Genomic DNA, 17,221 nt, shown 5'->3' on the forward strand with positions numbered 1-17,221 from the left:
TGGCTCCGATCGCCATGGAAGAAGGTCTGCGTTTCGCCATCCGTGAAGGCGGTCGTACCGTCGGCGCCGGCGTCGTCGCCAAGATCCTGAAGTAATTCGGATCACTTAAGCAGCAAACAAACAGCGAGGGCGCCTCGTCGCCTTCGCCTCTCGTTCTTTAGGAAACGCCATGAAAAACCAAAAGATCCGTATCCGCTTGAAAGCCTTCGATTACAAGCTGATCGATCAATCGGCCGCTGAAATCGTCGACACCGCCAAGCGTACGGGCGCCGTTGTTCGCGGCCCGGTGCCGCTGCCCACGCGTATCCGTCGTTACGACGTTCTGCGTTCGCCGCACGTCAACAAGACGTCGCGTGACCAGTTCGAAATCCGTACCCATCAGCGCTTGATGGACATCGTTGATCCCACCGACAAGACCGTTGACGCTCTGATGCGTCTGGACCTGCCGGCCGGCGTCGACGTCGAAATCGCGCTGCAGTAAGGCGTACCGAGCCTGCTACCTTCGCCGGTAGGCTCGCAAAAGATGGCCGTATTCCCCAGGGAATGCGGCCATTTTGTTTTTGGGGCGTTGCCCGTGTTGCACGTGTTGCGCGTGTTGCCCGTGTTGGACGTGTTGTCCATGTTGGACGTGCCGCCACAGGCCGTGGCTAAGGTTAGCGAACACTTACTGTTCCGCTGACGCCCGCTTGCTTGGCGGGCCTGTTCCACGACGATGCCAGTGTCGCAAAATTGCCTGCTTGTGCTGAGTCCAAGTGAGCTAAGTACTTGTGCCGCCTAGAAAAATCATGCTAATATGCGAAGCTTGCCATTTTGTGGCAAGTCTAACTATGGGCGGAATGACCTGAACCAGAACGCTGAGCCGCAGATTCATGCGGAGATTTACAGCCAACAGGGCTTCAGGCAATACCAACCAGGTTGAACATAGTCGTAGGGCAAAGGCCGTTACCTTTTGCCTGATTAGCCCCGACCAATCGCAGTCGGGAATGGAGAAAACGATGTCGAATTCGACACCCACGCCCGCCGCTCACCGGCTGGGGCTGGTGGGTCGCAAGGTCGGCATGACCCGCATTTTTACCGAGGAAGGTGAATCCATCCCGGTAACCGTGCTGGACGTGTCTAACAACCGCGTGACCCAAGTTAAGTCGCTGGAAACCGACGGCTACGCCGCGATCCAAGTGACTTATGGCACTCGTCGTGCCTCGCGTGTGGCTCAGCCGCAAACGGGCCACTACGCCAAAGCCGGCACTGAAGCCGGTAGCATCCTCAAAGAATTCCGCCTGGATCCCGCTCGCGCTGCTGAATTTGCAGCCGGTGCCGTGATCGCCGTGGAATCCGTGTTCGAAGCCGGCCAACAGGTCGACGTGACGGGCACGACCATTGGTAAAGGCTTCGCCGGTACCATCAAGCGTCACCACTTCGGTTCGCAACGCGCTTCGCACGGTAACTCCCGTTCGCACCGCGTCCCCGGCTCGATTGGTCAAGCACAAGATCCGGGCCGTATTTTCCCGGGTAAGCGCATGGCTGGTCACCTGGGTGATGTCACCCGCACCGTTCAAAACCTCGACGTCGTTCGCGTTGACGTTGAGCGCGGCCTGCTGCTGGTCAAGGGCGCTGTCCCCGGCCACGCTGGCGCCGACATCGTCGTGCGCCCGGCCATCAAGGCCCCGGCCAAGAAGGGAGCGTAAGTAAATGGATCTCAAGCTCCTGAACGACCAAGGTCAGGCCGCTGCTACGTTCAGCGCGCCCGATACGATCTTCGGCCGTGACTTCAACGAAGCGCTGATTCATCAGATCGTGGTGGCTTTCCAAGCCAATGCCCGTGCCGGCAACCGCGCTCAGAAGGATCGCACTGAAGTTAAGCACTCGACCAAGAAGCCCTGGCGCCAGAAGGGTACCGGCCGCGCACGCGCTGGTATGACTTCGTCGCCGCTGTGGCGTGGCGGTGGTCGGATTTTCCCGAACTCGCCCGAAGAAAACTTCAGCCAGAAGGTCAACAAGAAGATGTACCGCGCCGGGATCCGTTCGATCTTGTCGCAACTGGCTCGCGAAGACCGTATCGCCGTTGTCGAATCGTTTGATCTGGAATCGCCCAAGACCAAGGCTGCTGCTGCAAAGCTGAAGAGCCTGGGCCTGGACTCGGTCCTGATCATCACCGACAGCGTTGATGAGAATGTTTACCTCGCCACCCGCAACCTGCCGCACGTTGCTGTTGTCGAGCCCCGTTATGCCGATCCGTTGTCGCTGGTCCACTACAAGAAAGTGCTGATCACCAAGCCGGCCATCGCTCAACTCGAGGAGATGCTGGGATGAACGCTGAACGCTTGATGCAAGTCATTCTGGCTCCGATCGTGACCGAAAAGGCCACGTTCGTCGCTGAGAAGAATCAGCAAGTCGCTTTCCGTGTCGTGGCTGACGCTACCAAGCCGGAAATCAAGGCTGCCGTCGAACTGCTCTTCAAGGTGCAGGTCGAGTCCGTGCAGGTCCTCAACCGTAAGGGCAAAGTCAAGCGCTTTGGCCGATTCGTTGGCCGTCGCCGTAATGAGCGCAAGGCTTACGTGTCGCTCAAGGACGGCCAGGAAATCGACTTTGCGGAGGTGAAGTAAATGGCCCTCGTAAAAGTTAAGCCGACTTCGGCTGGCCGCCGTGGCATGGTGAAGGTTGTTAGCCCGAACCTGCACAAGGGTGAGCCCTACGCGCCGCTGCTGGAAAAGAAGACCCGTGGTTCTGGCCGTAACAACAACGGTCACATCACGATCCGCCATCGTGGCGGTGGTCACAAGCAACACTACCGTGTCGTCGACTTCCGTCGCGACAAGGACGGTATCCCGGCGAAGGTTGAGCGTCTGGAATATGACCCCAACCGTACGGCGCACATCGCTCTGCTGTGCTACGCCGACGGCGAACGTCGTTACATCATCGCTCCGCGTGGTCTGGAAGTGGGTGCAACCCTGCTGTCGGGCACCGATGCTCCGATCCGCGCCGGTAACACGCTGCCGATCCGCAACATCCCGGTGGGTACGACGATTCACTGCGTTGAAATGCTGCCTGGCAAGGGTGCTCAGATGGTCCGTTCGGCCGGCGCTTCCGCCGTCCTGCTGGCTCGCGAAGGCATCTACGCTCAAGTGCGTCTGCGCTCGGGTGAAGTCCGCCGTGTGCACATCGAATGCCGCGCCACCATCGGTGAAGTCGGTAACGAAGAACACAGCCTGCGCCAAATTGGCAAGGCCGGTGCAATGCGTTGGCGCGGTATCCGCCCGACGGTTCGTGGCGTTGCCATGAACCCGGTGGATCACCCGCACGGTGGCGGTGAAGGCCGTACCGGTGAAGCACGCGAACCGGTCAGCCCGTGGGGTACTCCGGCGAAGGGTTTCAAGACCCGTCGCAACAAGCGGACGAACAATATGATCGTCCAACGGCGCAAGCGCAAGTAAGAGGCGAACACTATGTCACGTTCGATCAAGAAAGGCCCGTTTGTCGATGCTCACCTGATCAAAAAGGTGGACACGGCCGTCGCGGGCAAAGACAAGAAGCCGATCAAGACCTGGTCGCGTCGTTCCACGATCCTGCCCGAGTTCATCGGTCTGACGATCGCTGTGCACAACGGCAAGCAACATGTCCCCGTGTACATCAACGAGAACATGGTCGGTCACAAGCTGGGCGAGTTCGCGCTGACCCGTACGTTCAAGGGTCACGCTGCGGACAAGAAGGCGAAGAGGTAAGCGATGGAAACTACTGCCATTATCCGTGGGGTGCACATCTCGGCACAGAAGACGCGTCTGGTTGCGGACTTGATCCGTGGTCAGAAGGTCGGCCGTGCCCTGGAAATCCTCACCTTCTCGCCGAAGAAGGCTGCCGTCATCCTGAAGAAGGCTGTCGAGTCCGCCATCGCCAACGCCGAGCACAACGACGGCGCCGATATCGACGAACTGAAAGTCACCACGATTTTTGTGGACAAGGCTCAGTCGATGAAGCGCTTCTCCGCTCGCGCCAAGGGCCGCGGCAACCGTATCGAGAAGCAGACCTGCCATATCACGGTCAAGGTCGGAGCTTAAGGAGTCACGATGGGTCAGAAAATTCACCCCACTGGGTTCCGTCTCGCGGTCACCCGTAATTGGTCCTCGCGTTGGTTCGCCGACGACAAGGCCTTCGGCACGATGCTTGCCGAAGACATTCGCGTTCGCGAGTACCTGAAGAAGAAGCTCAAGAGCGCCTCCGTTGGTCGCGTGATCATCGAGCGTCCGGCCAAGAATGCCCGCATCACCGTCTACTCGGCTCGTCCGGGCGTGGTGATCGGCAAGCGCGGCGAAGACATCGAAAGCCTGAAGGCTGATCTGCAGCGTCTGATGGGCGTGCCTGTGCACGTCAACATCGAAGAAATCCGCAAGCCGGAAACCGATGCTCAACTGATCGCCGACTCGATCTCGCAACAGCTCGAGAAGCGCATCATGTTCCGTCGCGCAATGAAGCGCGCGATGCAAAACGCGATGCGTCTGGGTGCCCAAGGCATCAAGATCATGAGCTCGGGCCGTCTGAACGGTATCGAAATTGCTCGCACCGAGTGGTATCGCGAAGGCCGTGTGCCGCTGCACACCCTGAAGGCCAACATTGACTACGGCACCTCCGAAGCCCACACCACGTATGGCGTGATCGGCATCAAGGTCTGGGTCTACAAGGGCGACATGCTGGCTAACGGCGAATTGCCGCCGGAAACCGCTGCCCCGCGCGAAGAAGAACGTCGTCCGCGCCGCGCTCCGCGTGGTGATCGTCCGGACGGTGCTCGCACCGGTCGTCCGGGTGGTCGTGGTCGTGGTGGTCCCCGCAAGGCGGACGCTGCTCCGGCGCCTGAAGGAGAATAACCATGCTGCAACCCTCTCGCAGAAAGTATCGCAAAGAGCAGAAGGGCCGCAACACCGGTCTGGCGACTCGTGGTACCCACGTGTCGTTCGGCGAATTCGGTCTGAAGGCCACCGGCCGTGGCCGTCTGACCGCTCGCCAGATCGAAGCCGCTCGTCGTGCTATCAATCGTCACATCAAGCGTGGCGGCCGTATCTGGATTCGCATTTTCCCGGATAAGCCCATCTCGCAAAAGCCCGCCGAAGTCCGCATGGGTAACGGTAAGGGTAACCCTGAGTACTGGGTCGCTGAAATTCAGCCCGGCAAAGTGCTCTACGAAATGGAAGGTGTGAGCGAAGAGATCGCGCGTGAAGCTTTCCGCCTGGCCGCTGCCAAGCTGCCGATTTCGACCACGTTCGTCGCGCGTCATATCGGTGCTTAAGGAGTACTAACATGAAAGCTAGCGAACTCCGTTCGAAAGACGCCGCCGAGCTCGGCAAAGAGCTCGAAAGCCTGCTGAAGGCACAATTCGGTCTGCGTATGCAGAAGGCCACGCAGCAACTGGCCAACACCAGCCAGCTGCGCAACGTGCGTCGCGACATCGCGCGCGTTCGTACCTTGCTGACCGAGAAGGCAGGGAAATAAACATGAGCGAAACTCAAAACACCCAAGTGGCCAAGCGCCAGCGTACGCTGGTTGGCAAGGTCGTCAGCAACAAGATGGACAAGACTGTCGTTGTGCTCGTCGAGCGCCGCGTCAAGCACCCCATCTTCGGCAAGATCATCATGCGCTCCGCGAAGTACAAGGCGCACGATGAATCGAACCAATACAACGAAGGCGATACGGTTGAAATCGCTGAAGGCCGTCCCATCTCGCGCTCGAAGTCGTGGCGTGTGGTGCGTCTGGTTGAAGCCGCACGTATCATCTAAGTAAAGCAGTTCATCGGAACGGTTCGCCGTTCTGATATAAAACGGCAAGGGCTAAACCCCTTGCCGTTTTTTTTTCGCGTTTCGAAAGTAGAGGATCACACGACATCATGCGCCGCTTCATCACGGGGCTCTGGTTGGGCTTATTGAGCACGGGCTGCGTGGCGCAAGCGCTGGCGCCCATACCGGCGCCGCCGCCGGCGCAAGCGCAGCCACAGACGACCGATGCCGATGCAACCCCTCGCGCTGCCAGCACCTCCGGGACCGCGCCTGCCACTACCGCTGCGACGCCCGCTGCGGCCGCGCCTATTACGGACCATGCCTCGCTCGGACGGGCGTTGCTGAATGCCGGACCGGACGCTCGCGTGCGCCTGGATGGCTCGTCACGCGATCACGCCGCCATTTTTGGCACCGACGATGAAAATGAGCAGGCGTTGATGGACCAGGAACGGACGCTGCAAACCCAGCGGGACCAGTTGCGCATGCTTGAGAAGCTGCTGACGGAAAAGCCCGCCGCAGCAGATCCGCATCCACCTGCAATGATCCCCTTGAATGCCGGCGCGCCGATGAACATGCCGAAGCTGGCGCCCACGCCTTCTGGCTCGCAGCTGGACCGTGCCGGCAGCGAAACGCGGCGTAGCGTTGACGAGATGCAGCGGCGCGTCAATGGCCTGCGGCGTGATGCCGACGACTTGGGGCAGCGTGGCCGTTGACGCCAGCGGCGCCGGACAGGAGACGGCTACTTAACGCCGCCGCGCAAATTCCCGCAGCCGCCCGGCAATCCCCGTCGGGAAGTAGTACACCGACACCACGAACAGAATCCCCAGCCACAGCAGCCAGCGGTCGGGTTCGAACAGCAGCGCCAAGGGCGCGACACCCGTCACCGCATCGTGAATGTTGTGCAGGCCGTCTTGCAGATAGCTTTGTGCGAACACGAATAGGCTCGCGCCGACCACCGCGCCGTACATCGTGCCCATGCCGCCAATCACCAGCATCAGCAGGATGTTCAGCATGATCTCGAACGACAGCGAGGTATCCGGCCCGTTGTAGCGCAGCCATAATGCGTACATCGCGCCCGCAAGCGTTGCGAAGGCCGCGGCAAGCAGGTTTGACAGACTGCGATATAGCACCGTGCGATAGCCAATGGCCTCGGCGCGGAACGGGTTCTCGCGAATGGCTTGCAACACGCGGCCAAACGGCGAATTCACGATGCGCAGCAGCATCAGGAACAGCACGACGCACACCGCGGCGATCAGGTAGTACGTGATGATGCGGCCGTCGATCGTGACGCCGAACACCGGCTCGGAAAATGGCCGGAACGCAGGCCGCAGCATCTGCGGCACCTTGAAGTTCAAGCCATCTTCGCCACCCGTCAGATCGGACAACTGCGACACCAACGTCTGGAACGCCGCTGCGACGGCCAACGTGATCATTGCGTAGAAGATCGCTCGCACGCGCAGGCTGGCCAGGCCGATCAGCAATGCGAACGCGAGCGACACCGCAAGGCCTGCGCCCACCCCCGCGAATACGGCCGTCCAGCCGGGCTCCATGCGGATGCTGGCAATCGCGACGCCATAGGCGCCGATGCCGAAGAACATGGTGTGCGCAAAGCTCACGATGCCGGTGTATCCCAGCAGCAGGTCATAGCTTGCGACCAGTATCACGAACACCAGAATCTTGGCGGCCACCGCCAGCGACTTCGGGCCGGGAAAAAGGAAGGGCGCCGTGGCCAGCAAGGCGACAATCGCAATCAGCGCCAGCGCCAATAGCGGGCTGCGCGGCGGGTCGCCGGAGAGCAGGCGGAATGACATGTCGCGGCTCCTAGCGGTTCGTGACCGGGTATACGCCTTGCGGCCGCCACAACAGAATGGCGACCATCAGCGCAATGTTCGAAAAGAGAGCGGCCTTGGGCAGCAGGAAACCGGTGTAGTTAGCCATCAAGCCAACCAGCAGCGCGCCGATCAGGCAGCCCACCGTCGACCCCAAGCCGCCGATCATGATGACGATGAAGATCAGCACATTCACTTGCGCGCCCAACTGCGGCACGACCGACTGCTGATACATCCCCCACAGCACCCCGCCCAGCCCGGCCAGCATCGACCCAGCCACAAACACACCGACGAACAAATGCCGGATGCGGTAGCCCAGGCTTTCCACCATTTCCCGGTCTTCGACGCCCGCACGGATCAGCAGGCCCAGCTTGGTGCGGTTCAGCAGCCACAGCATGCCGCCCAGCACCAGCACGCCGACCACCAGCGCCACGATGCGGAATTTCTCGATGGCGGCATCGCCCAGCAGGAACGCGCCGCGCAGCGCCTCGGGCAGCGGCAAAGACAGCGTCTGCGGACCCCAGATCATCTTGATGATCTCCTCACCGATGATCATCCCGCCCATAGTGATAAGAATCTGCTTCAGGTGCTGCCCATACACCGGGCGCACGATGACGCGTTCGAATGCCAGCCCGACCGCACCGGCGACGAGCATGCCGACGATCATCGCAGGCAGCACGGCGGCCAGGTTCATCCACAGGCTGCCCGACTGCGTCCAGTCAGCCATGCCGCTCAGTACCGTGGCCGCCATGTAGGCGCCGATGGCAATGAAGAGGCCATGCCCGAAGTTCAGCACATCCATCAGCCCGAACACGAGCGTCATGCCGGAGGCCACAATGAAGATGATCATGCCCATGGCCAGGCCTGCCAGCGTCAAGGTGGCCCAAGTCGAAAACGAACCGACCAGCGGCAGCGCAATGGCGGCCAGCGCCAGCACCAGCAGCACGGGCCGCAGGTCCGCGCGCACGCGCGGCAGCGGGGTATCAATATCCACGGTGCTCATTGATGGCTTCCTAAAGACAGGCCCAGCAGACTTGTTTGCAGCGCATCGTCGTCCGCCAGCTCGCGCATGCCGCCGGCGTGCACGACACGGCCGTTGTCCATGACGGCGACGTGATCGCCGACCTGACGCGCGAAATTGAAGTTCTGCTCAACCAGCAGGATGGTGGTGGAAGCCTGCTTGAGCTCGATGAAGGCGTCGATCATGTTCTGGATGATGGCGGGCGCAAGACCCTTGCTGGGTTCGTCGATCAACAGCAGCCGACGCGGCTCGATGATGGCGCGCGCCACCGCCAGCATCTGCTTCTGTCCGCCCGACAGCTTGCCGGCCGGATGCAGCCAGAATTTTTTCAGCGCAGGGAAAAAGCCGAAGATCCATTCCAGCCGCGCGGTGTCGAGCTGGTCGGCGCTGCGCGCCTGGCGCGCGGCGAGCAAGATGTTTTCCTTCACCGACAGGTCCGCGAAGATGCCCATGTTCTCGGGCACATAGGCCATGCCCATGCGCGCCATGTCGGGCGGCGATTTGCGTGTGCCGGGTCCGCCAATCGGCGTGCCGTCAAACGTCATCTGGCCTTGCGAGGCCCGCCACAAGCCCATGATGGTGCGCAGCGTCGTGGTCTTGCCAGCGCCATTGCGGCCCAGCAGCATGGTGACGCCCGCGGACGGCACGGCCAGGTCCACACCATGCAGGATGTGGTACGCGCCGATGTGGGTATGCACCCCTTGTAGTTCGAGCAGCAGCGGGGGGCTCATGCTGGCGTCTCCGTCGGGCTGATGCCCAGGTAGGCCTGTTGCACGATGGGCGAGGCGATGACGGTGGCCGGGTCGCCGTCGGCCATCAGCTGGCCGTTGTGCAGCACGACGATGCGGTCGGCCAATTCACGCACCACATCCATTTTGTGTTCCACCAGCAGAATCGTTTTGGACGGATCGGTCTTGATGTCGCGGATCAGCTCCAGCACCACAGGCACATCGTCCACGCTCATGCCGGCCGTGGGCTCATCGAACATGAATACCTGCGGTTCCAGCGCAATCAGCATGGCGATTTCCAGCTTGCGTTGATCGCCATGCGGGAGGTCGGCGGCGGCCTGGTCGCGGCGCGCCGACAAGCGGGTGCGTTCCAGCAGCGCATCGGCGCGCGCGAGCAGATTACGGTCATCGTCCCAGGTGCGCCAGAAGCGGATGCGTCGCCAGCTCATGCCTTGCTGGCGCGATTGCAGCGCCAGCCGCACGTTCTCATGCACCGTCAGGCGAGGAAACAGTTGCGTCAATTGAAAGGCGCGGCCCAGGCCGGCATGCATGCGCGCCGGGGCCGATAGCGTTGTCAGGTCGCGCCCGTTCAAGCTTACCGAGCCCGCGCTTGCGCGCAGCTGGCCCGAGATCAGATTGAAGTAGGTCGTTTTGCCCGCGCCGTTGGGGCCTACGATGGCCGTCAGGGTGCCAGGGGCATAGCGGCAACTGACATCGTTGACGGCCACGTGCCCGCCGAAACGGATCGTGAGCGATTGGGTTTCCAGCATGTTGGTGGCGGCGTTCAGCGTTTGTTCTGGATCGGCACGTTCATCTGGTCAGGCGTGATTTCCTTGACCAGATCCTGCACAGCCCATGGCACCGACGGATCGTTCTTGATGCGGAAGTGGTACATCGATTGCATGGCTTGATGGTCTTCGGGGCGGAAGGTCATCTTGCCCTTGGGCGTGTCAAAGCTCATGCCTTCCATCGCCTTGATGAGCGTGTCGGTGTCGGAGTTCCCCGCGGCCTTGTTCAGCGCGGTGACGATTGCAATGCCCGAGGACATGCCGCCCGCCGTGAAGAAGTCCGGCGGCTGGCCGTAGCGCTTCTGGTGTTCGGCAACAAGCCAATCATTGATCGGATTCTTGGGGATGCCGTAGTAGTAATACGTGGCGCCTTCCATGCCCGCCAACGACTTCAACGGCGTCATCGCGGCCAGCGTATTGCCGCCCGTGGCGATCTCGATGCCGAAGCGCTTGGGGTCCAGATCGGCAATCTTGAACGGGTTGCCCGCACCCGCCCACAAGATGAAGATGATCTTGCGGCCCGGCTTGTCTTTCAGCGCATCGAACAAACGCTGTGCGCCTGCGGTGAAATCCGTGGCGTTGGCAGGCAGATATTCTTCGTGCACGATCTTGGCGTTCTTCAGCGCGCCCTTGAAGGCCTTCACGCCGTCGCGGCCAAAGGCATAGTCTTGCGCCAGCATGGCGATGGATGTGCCGGCCTGGTCGAACGCCACGGCGTTGGCGATGGCATCCTGCGACGAGTTGCGGCCCGTGCGGAAGATGTACTTGTTCCACTTTTCGCCTGTGATGGAATCGGCTACAGCCGGCTCCACCAGCAAGATCTTTTCGTACTCTTCGGCGATCGGCAGCATGGCCAGCGCCACGCCGGACGAGGTCGGGCCGACGGCAATGTCGGCATTGTCGTCGGCGTAGGCGGACGCCAGCTGCGCACGCGCCACGTCGGGCTTGCCCTGGTTGTCCTTTTCGATGACGCGAATTTTGCGGCCGGCCACCGTCATCGTGCCTTGGGTCGCGTATTCCAGGCCCAGCATCAGGCCGTTCTGCGTCTGTTTGGCGTAGGCCTCCAGCGGACCGGTCTTGTCGTAAACATGGGCTACGACGAAGTCCTTCGCCGCGGCGGCCGAATGCATGCAAAGGGCCGCCAGCGCGGCAAGCAGAATGCGATTCATGGGGAGTCTCCTGGTATCAATGGGCGCGCGTGTCTGCCGGGGCGGCGGGCGTGGCAAGGAAGTGGCGGATGGCGTCGATCTGCGGCGCCACGTTCAAGGCGGGGGCGTGGCCGCAGTCGGGGAAGTCGATGCGTTGGGCGCGCGGGCCGCGCTGCGTCATGGCGTGGGCGACGTCGGGCAACAGCAAGTCGGAATCTGCGCCACGCAAGAGCAACAGCGGCATGCGCAGCGAGTCGTAGCCGCTCCAGCGGTTGTAGTCGTTGGGGTGGTGGCTAAACTGCCCCGCGATGGCCGGGTCGTAATGCGCGGTGACGCGCCCATCGGGCAGGCGCCGGACAGAGGTCTCGGCCATGCGCCGCCATTGTTCGTCGCTTTGCCAGCCATAGGGCTTGTAGGCAACACGCAGCCACGCTTCCAATTCGGTGACGGTGTCGAAGGCGGGCGGGCTGCCGGCATAGGCCAGGATGCGGTCGATGGCCGGCTGCGGCAATTCCGGGCCGATGTCGTTGACCACCAGGTGCGAGATGCGGTCGCGCAAGGTCGTGGCGGCGGCGTGCATGCCGGTGGCGCCGCCCATTGACGTGCCCACCCAGCGCAAGCGGTCAAGCTGCAAGCCATCGACGAACGCACGCGCCAGGCGCGCGTAGAAATCCAGCTGGTACTCGGCCACCGGATCGGGACTCCATTGCGACAGGCCGCGCCCGATCGTGTCGGGACACAGGATGCGGTAGTCATCCGCCAGCGCTTGTGCCAAGTCGTCGAAATCGCGGCCGGTGCGGGCCAGCCCGTGCCACATGACGATAGGGGGTGCGTCGGGCGCGCCCCATTCCATGTAGTGCAGCTCGCGGCCTTCGCAGCGCAGGTAGCGCGAAACAGGCGTGTGGCGGCCGGCCGTAACGGGCGCGTTTGCCATGAGTCTCCTCCCGGGTTGTCCAGGTTGTGTGCTTATCGGGCTGACTATAGACTTGCGCCAGATGCATCCACAATGCGTCGCGCACCCCAGAGCAGGGTGAGTCAAAAGGTTGTAGACGCAAGATCAAATTGCGCTTGCCCCCGCGTACAGGAGACCGCGACATGCCCGATACGGAATTCGCCATTTCGGCCAGCGCCGGCGCCGACGGGCGTGAGCAATGGCGCGCGGCCTTGTCGGACGCATTCGGTCCGTTTGAAGTGCACCGCGGCAAGCCGGATCATTTTGCGGGACACGTGCGCTACGCCCGCCGCGCCAGCCTTCAATTCAATGACCTGCACTATCAGGGACAGAAGCTGGAGCGCACGGTGGGAAACGTGTCGCGGCTGGACCAGGAGTTCTACACCTTCGGCCTGCCGTTGTCTGGCCCGCTGGCCGTGCGCCAGCAGGGCCGTGAATTCCAGGTCGAGCCGGGGTGTGTGTACCTGATGAACCAAAGCCTGCCGTATCAGGCGACGGCGTTGGGCTCATCGGGCTATCGCAGCCTGAGCGTGTCGTTTCCGCGCAGCGCCTTGTCGCAGCGGGATTCGCGTATTGGCGCGTTCCACAAGCTGCGCATCGACGACGGCTCCCCGCGCGGCGCGATGTTGGCCAGCTACATGGACCATCTGTTCAAAGGCATGGGCGGGTGGTCGGACACCGAAGTCACCGAGCTTGGCGAACGCTTGATCGATTTGATCGTGCTGTTCCTGGTGCAGCCGGGGCAGGGGCATGCGTCTGAATCGGATAGCAGCGTGACCTTGGCGCATCGGCAGCGGGTGCTGGCGTATATCCGCCAGCATCTGGCGGACCCGGCGCTGTCTCCGCAACACGTGGCGCAGGGCTGCGGCGTGTCGGTGGCATATCTGCATCGCATCCTGCGGGCTGGCGGCCTGTCGGTGGAATCCTTCATCTTCGATCAGCGTCTGGATCGCTGCCGCGAGTTGCTGCTGGACCCGCGGCATCAGCATCGCGGCATCGGCGAGCTGGCGTACCAGGTGGGCTTTACCCACCCGTCGCATTTCAGCCGCCTGTTCAAGAACCGGTTCGGCATGACGCCACGGGACATGCGCGCTCGCGGCTAAGCAAAACGGCTCACTGAGTGTGAGCCGTTTGCCATCAAAGCGCGCTTGTTGTCGGTGTTAGAAGGGTGAAGGCTGGTTCGACAGATTGACGATGCTGTTGCGGCTCAGGTCCAGCCGGATGTGTTCCGACGGGGCGCCCGCAGCCAGCTTCAGCATGATCGCCATCAGCGGCTTGAAGCGCGCCTTGAACAGGTCGGCCAGCGTGTTCGCGTTGCTGACGCTGTTGCCGTTCATCTGCACCGACGCGTTCGTGTTGGCCAGCGCCTGGGCCAGCAGCTTGTACTGATTGGCGCGTTGCGCGGGGATGTCCGCAAACGCCAGGTCGCCCGCGTTGGCGATGCGCACGAAGTCACCCGCCATGTCCAACGCCTTCCACTGCGCGAAGTCCGACAACTGCATGCCGTTGGCTTGCGCCAGCGCTTGTGCACGGGCTTGGGCATCCGCCAGGTTGCCGGCATACGCCGCGTTGCTGGCGCCGCTGCCGCCGCCGTCGGAAAGGCAAGCGAAGAAGGCCGAAGTCAGATTGTTCTGATTGCCGGTGTTCGCCAGTTCCTTCAGCGTGACGGTGGTTTGCAGTTGCGACAGCGTCAGCAGATCCGCACCGGTGAGCGGGCTCTTGACCAGTTCACGCATCTCGCAGCGCCAGTCGTCGTTGAGCAGGCGCAGACGCACCAGTTCGCTCATGTAGCGATAGGTGAAGTCGCCGTAGTCCTTGGCGTCCAGGATGGACACGTCCCAACGCGCGGGCGTGGTGTAGGCGTTCTCGGCGCGGTACAGGTCGAACAGCTCGTCAAAGCGCGGCACCTTGTCCAGACGGATGGTTTGCACTTCGATCTCGTCCGCGCTTTGCAGCGTCATCAGCTTGTAGGCTGGCACGTAGGCCGCCATGGACGGCGCCTGGATGTTGAACAGCGCCGTGTCCGCGCCGTAGTTGCGCACCGCCATGTCGTTGAAGTGCATGTGGCCGCCCACGTGCACCTTCAAACCGGTTTCGGCCAGCGCGCGCGTGGTGTTCTCGGCCGGGCGGCGGATCATCTGCATCTTGTTGACGCCCAGCAGCGCTTCGATATCGTCCGACGCGCCGTTGAAGAATTCCGACATCGGGAAGTGGCTGAAGGCGATGACCTGCTTGCCCTGCGCCTTGCCGCGCGCAACCACGTCCTTCAGCCATTGGATGACGTGCGCCTTGTGCGTGAGCATCTTGTTGTAGCCCTGATCGCCCGAGCCGGTGAAGTCATTTGCACCGGTACCGGTGGGCACATACACGTTGGCGTCGATGCCGACCAGCCACACGCCTTTCACCGGTTCGACCACGTAGGACGTGTCAGGCACCATCTTGCACAGCGTGTAGTTCTGCGGCTTGTTCGGGCCGCCCGTGCCTTCGGCGCAGATTTCGTACTGGCGATTGATCCAGTTGGCCTGGTCCCGCGCGGTGGTGTAGTCGTAGTCTTCGTACTTGTAGGTGCTATACGGCGTTTCGTAATAGACGTTTTGCGGCTGCGGCATGAAGCCGTGCTGCTTCAATGCGTCGGTGATGCCCGCGTACCCCATGTGCAGGACTTCTTCGGTGCAGTACGTGCTGCCGACCAGCGCCCAGTCGCCGCTGTAGGGCGTGCTGCAAGCGGCGTTGCCGCCGCGGCTGTAGATCGGTTGCGAGAAGCCGATGGCGCCGGTGGCCGGGTCCAGGCCCAGGTAGTCGCTCTTGCCGGCGGCCTGGTTGAAGGGGCGGTTGGGGTCATGGTTGCCAGGGGCCGCAAAGAACTGGATGCCATGCTTCTTCGAGTACTCGTCCATGATCTTCACCAGGCCGCGCATATGCACGGGCTGGCCATCATCCGAGAAGTCGCCGGGCAGGGCGATGTATTTCACGCCGCGCGATACGGCGTCATCCAGCGCAGCCAGGAAGGCGAAGTAGTTTTCGTTGAAGAGACGGGTCGATGTCAGTTGCGCGTACATCGTCCGGATGGTGGCGTTGTCGCCATGCTTCGGATTCGGGATGCCGGGGAACGAGCCATCCTTGAAGTCGGCGTAGACGTCGTGGAAGTGGATGTCGGGCATGAACGCGACTTGCACGGGGGCGGGCGGTGCGGCCGGCGTTTCCGTGACAGGCGGGGGCGTCTCGGCGACGGGGGAGTTGTTGTCGTCATCGTCGCCGCCACAAGCGGCGAGCAGCGCCACGAGGGTGGCGACGCCAGCCGTGCGGGCGAAGCGGGAGAGGGCATTCATTGCGCGTACATTTCCTGGAAAGTGGGTCAGGCAGCGCCTTGTTCAAGGTCAGCTGCCTGTCAGCGAGGCGCAATGTTCCCGGACGCCTATGACACCATCATGAAACGCATCGCCGTGCATGCCGCGGCTTGGTGCGGGGCGAAAAAAAAGCCCCTTGCGGGGCTTTTGGGCTGACGGCCGGAACCGGTCAGATGTGCGTGATGAATTTCGTGACGAGGTAGCCGTCAAACGTTTCCAGGCCGCCTTCGCTGCCGATGCCGCTGTCCTTGATGCCGCCAAACGGCGTCTCGGCCAGCGCGCTGCCGAAGTGGTTGATGTTGACCATGCCGGCTTCCAGGCCGTTGGAGACCTTGGTGGCCGTTTTCAACGAGTTCGTGAACACGTAGGACGACAGGCCGAACGGCAGGCTGTTGGCGCGGCGCAGAACTTCGTCGGTGTCCTTGAAGCGGACGACCGGTGCGACGGGGCCGAAGGGCTCTTCGGTCATCAGCATGGAGTTGTCCGGCAGATCGGTCACGACCGTGGGGGCGAAGAAGAAGCCCTTGCGGTCCAGCGGGCCGCCGCCCACCACGACCTTGCCGCCGTGCTTCTTGGCGTCGTCGATGAAGGCGCTCATGGCGGGCACGCGGCGTTCGTGCGCCAGCGGGCCCATGTCGGTACCGGCTTCCAGGCCGTCGCCGACCTTGATGTTCTTCAGCACGTCCGAGAAGCGGGCCAGGAACTGTTCGTAGGCGCCTTCCTGCACGTAGAAGCGGGTGGGCGACACGCAGACCTGACCGGCGTTGCGGACCTTGAACTTGGCCAGCATTTCAGCGGCGCGGTCGATGTCGGCGTCGTCAAACACCAGCACGGGCGAGTGGCCGCCCAGCTCCATCGTGACGCGCTTCATGTGCGCGCCAGCCAGCGCGGCCAGCTGCTTGCCCACCGGCACGGAACCGGTGAACGAAACCTTGCGCACGATCGGCGAACGGATCAGGTAGTCGGAGATCTTGGCGGGTTCGCCCCAGACGATGTTCAGGCAGCCCTTGGGCAGGCCGGCATCGTGGAACATGCGCGCAATGGCCATGACGGCGCTGGGCGAATCTTCCGGACCCTTCAGCACCACCGTGCAACCGGCGCCAAGTGCGGCGGCGATCTTGCGGATGGCTTGGTTGTACGGGAAGTTCCACGGCGTGAACGCGGCGCAGACGCCGATGGGTTCACGCACGACGAACTGGCGCACATCCGGGTTGCGGGGCGGCACCACGCGGCCGTAGATGCGGCGGCATTCTTCGGCGTGCCAGTCGGCGTGTTCAGCGCAGGAGGTGACTTCGCCCACGGCTTCGGCCAGCGGCTTGCCCTGGTCCAGCGTCATGTTGCGGCCGATTTCCTTGGCGCGTTCGCGCGACAGCGTGGCGACCTTGCGCAGGATGGCCGAACGATCCATCGGAGAAGATTTCTTCCACGATTCGAACGCGCGCTGGGCGGCTGCTAGCGCACGGTCCAGATCCGCTTCGGTGGCGTGAGGCAGCTGGCCGAGCACTTCCAGCGTGGCCGGGTTGATGACGTCCTGGGTGCGCCTGCCCTCGCCGGAGATGAATTCGCCGTCGATATACAGCGCCAACTGTTCATACATGCCTGTCTTTCCTTGCGAAATGGGAATGGAATGCGGGAGTGGAGTGCGATCG

Annotated in this window: 21 protein-coding genes and 1 pseudogene; 14 read left to right on the forward strand and 8 right to left on the reverse strand. The window is 62.4% G+C overall.

What is annotated here, in order from left to right; all coding sequences use genetic code 11:
• The 13 genes and pseudogenes from ACFZAI_RS00005 to ACFZAI_RS00065 all read left to right on the forward strand — a co-directional run.
• Nucleotides 1–95 (forward strand): annotated as a pseudogene (locus tag ACFZAI_RS00005) (elongation factor Tu); the annotation flags it as partial.
• 74 nt (nt 96–169) lie between these two features.
• Nucleotides 170–481, forward strand: a complete 312-nt coding sequence (gene rpsJ / locus ACFZAI_RS00010; protein ID WP_003806903.1) for a 30S ribosomal protein S10 — start codon at nt 170–172, stop codon at nt 479–481.
• Between the two features lie 514 nt (nt 482–995).
• On the forward strand, nt 996–1,685 hold the full coding sequence (gene rplC, locus ACFZAI_RS00015; protein WP_054420858.1) for a 50S ribosomal protein L3: 690 nt from the start codon (nt 996–998) through the stop codon (nt 1,683–1,685).
• 4 nt (nt 1,686–1,689) lie between these two features.
• On the forward strand, nt 1,690–2,310 hold the full coding sequence (gene rplD, locus ACFZAI_RS00020) for a 50S ribosomal protein L4 (protein ID WP_391565009.1): 621 nt from the start codon (nt 1,690–1,692) through the stop codon (nt 2,308–2,310).
• Entirely contained in the window at nt 2,307–2,603 is a 297-nt protein-coding gene (gene rplW / locus ACFZAI_RS00025) for a 50S ribosomal protein L23 (protein ID WP_006216557.1), read from the forward strand. The genes rplD and rplW overlap by 4 nt, the downstream gene beginning before the upstream one ends.
• Nucleotides 2,604–3,431, forward strand: coding sequence for a 50S ribosomal protein L2 (gene rplB, locus ACFZAI_RS00030; protein WP_006216556.1), 828 nt, complete (start codon nt 2,604–2,606; stop codon nt 3,429–3,431).
• Between the two features lie 12 nt (nt 3,432–3,443).
• Entirely contained in the window at nt 3,444–3,719 is a 276-nt protein-coding gene (gene rpsS / locus ACFZAI_RS00035; RefSeq protein WP_006216555.1) for a 30S ribosomal protein S19, read from the forward strand.
• A 3-nt stretch (nt 3,720–3,722) separates the two neighbouring features.
• Nucleotides 3,723–4,052, forward strand: a complete 330-nt coding sequence (gene rplV / locus ACFZAI_RS00040) for a 50S ribosomal protein L22 (protein ID WP_006227021.1) — start codon at nt 3,723–3,725, stop codon at nt 4,050–4,052.
• A 9-nt stretch (nt 4,053–4,061) separates the two neighbouring features.
• Nucleotides 4,062–4,856 (forward strand): 30S ribosomal protein S3, encoded by a 795-nt coding sequence (rpsC, locus tag ACFZAI_RS00045; RefSeq protein ID WP_006216553.1) that lies wholly within the window; start codon nt 4,062–4,064, stop codon nt 4,854–4,856.
• Between the two features lie 2 nt (nt 4,857–4,858).
• On the forward strand, nt 4,859–5,275 hold the full coding sequence (gene rplP, locus ACFZAI_RS00050; protein ID WP_006216552.1) for a 50S ribosomal protein L16: 417 nt from the start codon (nt 4,859–4,861) through the stop codon (nt 5,273–5,275).
• A gap of 11 nt (nt 5,276–5,286) precedes the next feature.
• A complete protein-coding gene (rpmC, locus tag ACFZAI_RS00055; RefSeq protein ID WP_003806912.1) occupies nt 5,287–5,478 on the forward strand; it encodes a 50S ribosomal protein L29 in 192 nt (63 codons plus the stop codon).
• A gap of 2 nt (nt 5,479–5,480) precedes the next feature.
• Entirely contained in the window at nt 5,481–5,762 is a 282-nt protein-coding gene (rpsQ, locus tag ACFZAI_RS00060; RefSeq protein ID WP_006216549.1) for a 30S ribosomal protein S17, read from the forward strand.
• A gap of 107 nt (nt 5,763–5,869) precedes the next feature.
• Nucleotides 5,870–6,472: a hypothetical protein gene (locus tag ACFZAI_RS00065; protein WP_391565013.1), complete on the forward strand. Its 603-nt coding sequence runs from the start codon at nt 5,870–5,872 to the stop codon at nt 6,470–6,472.
• Between the two features lie 30 nt (nt 6,473–6,502).
• Here ACFZAI_RS00065 and ACFZAI_RS00070 read toward each other — a convergent pair whose 3' ends face one another.
• The 6 genes from ACFZAI_RS00070 to ACFZAI_RS00095 are packed head-to-tail and all read right to left on the reverse strand — an operon-like array spanning nt 6,503 to nt 12,207.
• Nucleotides 6,503–7,570, reverse strand: coding sequence for a branched-chain amino acid ABC transporter permease (locus ACFZAI_RS00070; protein ID WP_391565015.1), 1,068 nt, complete (start codon nt 7,568–7,570; stop codon nt 6,503–6,505).
• A gap of 10 nt (nt 7,571–7,580) precedes the next feature.
• Complete coding sequence (locus tag ACFZAI_RS00075; RefSeq protein ID WP_391565017.1) at nt 7,581–8,591, reverse strand: branched-chain amino acid ABC transporter permease; 1,011 nt, start codon at nt 8,589–8,591, stop codon at nt 7,581–7,583.
• The gene (locus ACFZAI_RS00080) at nt 8,588–9,340 is read right to left on the reverse strand and encodes an ABC transporter ATP-binding protein (protein WP_391565018.1); all 753 of its coding nucleotides are present in this window, start codon (nt 9,338–9,340) and stop codon (nt 8,588–8,590) included. The genes ACFZAI_RS00075 and ACFZAI_RS00080 overlap by 4 nt, the downstream gene beginning before the upstream one ends.
• Nucleotides 9,337–10,107, reverse strand: a complete 771-nt coding sequence (locus tag ACFZAI_RS00085; protein WP_391565019.1) for an ABC transporter ATP-binding protein — start codon at nt 10,105–10,107, stop codon at nt 9,337–9,339. The genes ACFZAI_RS00080 and ACFZAI_RS00085 overlap by 4 nt, the downstream gene beginning before the upstream one ends.
• A 14-nt stretch (nt 10,108–10,121) precedes the next feature.
• Nucleotides 10,122–11,294, reverse strand: coding sequence for a substrate-binding domain-containing protein (locus ACFZAI_RS00090; RefSeq protein ID WP_391565020.1), 1,173 nt, complete (start codon nt 11,292–11,294; stop codon nt 10,122–10,124).
• Between the two features lie 16 nt (nt 11,295–11,310).
• The gene (locus tag ACFZAI_RS00095; protein ID WP_391565021.1) at nt 11,311–12,207 is read right to left on the reverse strand and encodes an alpha/beta fold hydrolase; all 897 of its coding nucleotides are present in this window, start codon (nt 12,205–12,207) and stop codon (nt 11,311–11,313) included.
• 161 nt (nt 12,208–12,368) lie between these two features.
• Between ACFZAI_RS00095 and ACFZAI_RS00100 the strand changes: the two genes are divergently transcribed.
• The gene (locus ACFZAI_RS00100; RefSeq protein WP_054420850.1) at nt 12,369–13,328 is read left to right on the forward strand and encodes a helix-turn-helix domain-containing protein; all 960 of its coding nucleotides are present in this window, start codon (nt 12,369–12,371) and stop codon (nt 13,326–13,328) included.
• Nucleotides 13,329–13,385: 57 nt separating this feature from the next.
• On the opposite strand, the gene ACFZAI_RS00105 is transcribed toward ACFZAI_RS00100, so the two are convergent.
• Together ACFZAI_RS00105 and ACFZAI_RS00110 are read right to left on the reverse strand one after the other, a co-directional pair.
• Nucleotides 13,386–15,554, reverse strand: a complete 2,169-nt coding sequence (locus ACFZAI_RS00105; protein WP_391565022.1) for a metallophosphoesterase — start codon at nt 15,552–15,554, stop codon at nt 13,386–13,388.
• Between the two features lie 187 nt (nt 15,555–15,741).
• A complete protein-coding gene (locus ACFZAI_RS00110; RefSeq protein ID WP_050728383.1) occupies nt 15,742–17,169 on the reverse strand; it encodes an NAD-dependent succinate-semialdehyde dehydrogenase in 1,428 nt (475 codons plus the stop codon).
• Nucleotides 17,170–17,221: the final 52 nt, after the last annotated feature.

Source organism: Achromobacter sp. NPDC008082 (assembly GCF_042957345.1).
Taxonomy (GTDB): Bacteria; Pseudomonadota; Gammaproteobacteria; order Burkholderiales; family Burkholderiaceae_B; genus Achromobacter; species Achromobacter kerstersii_A.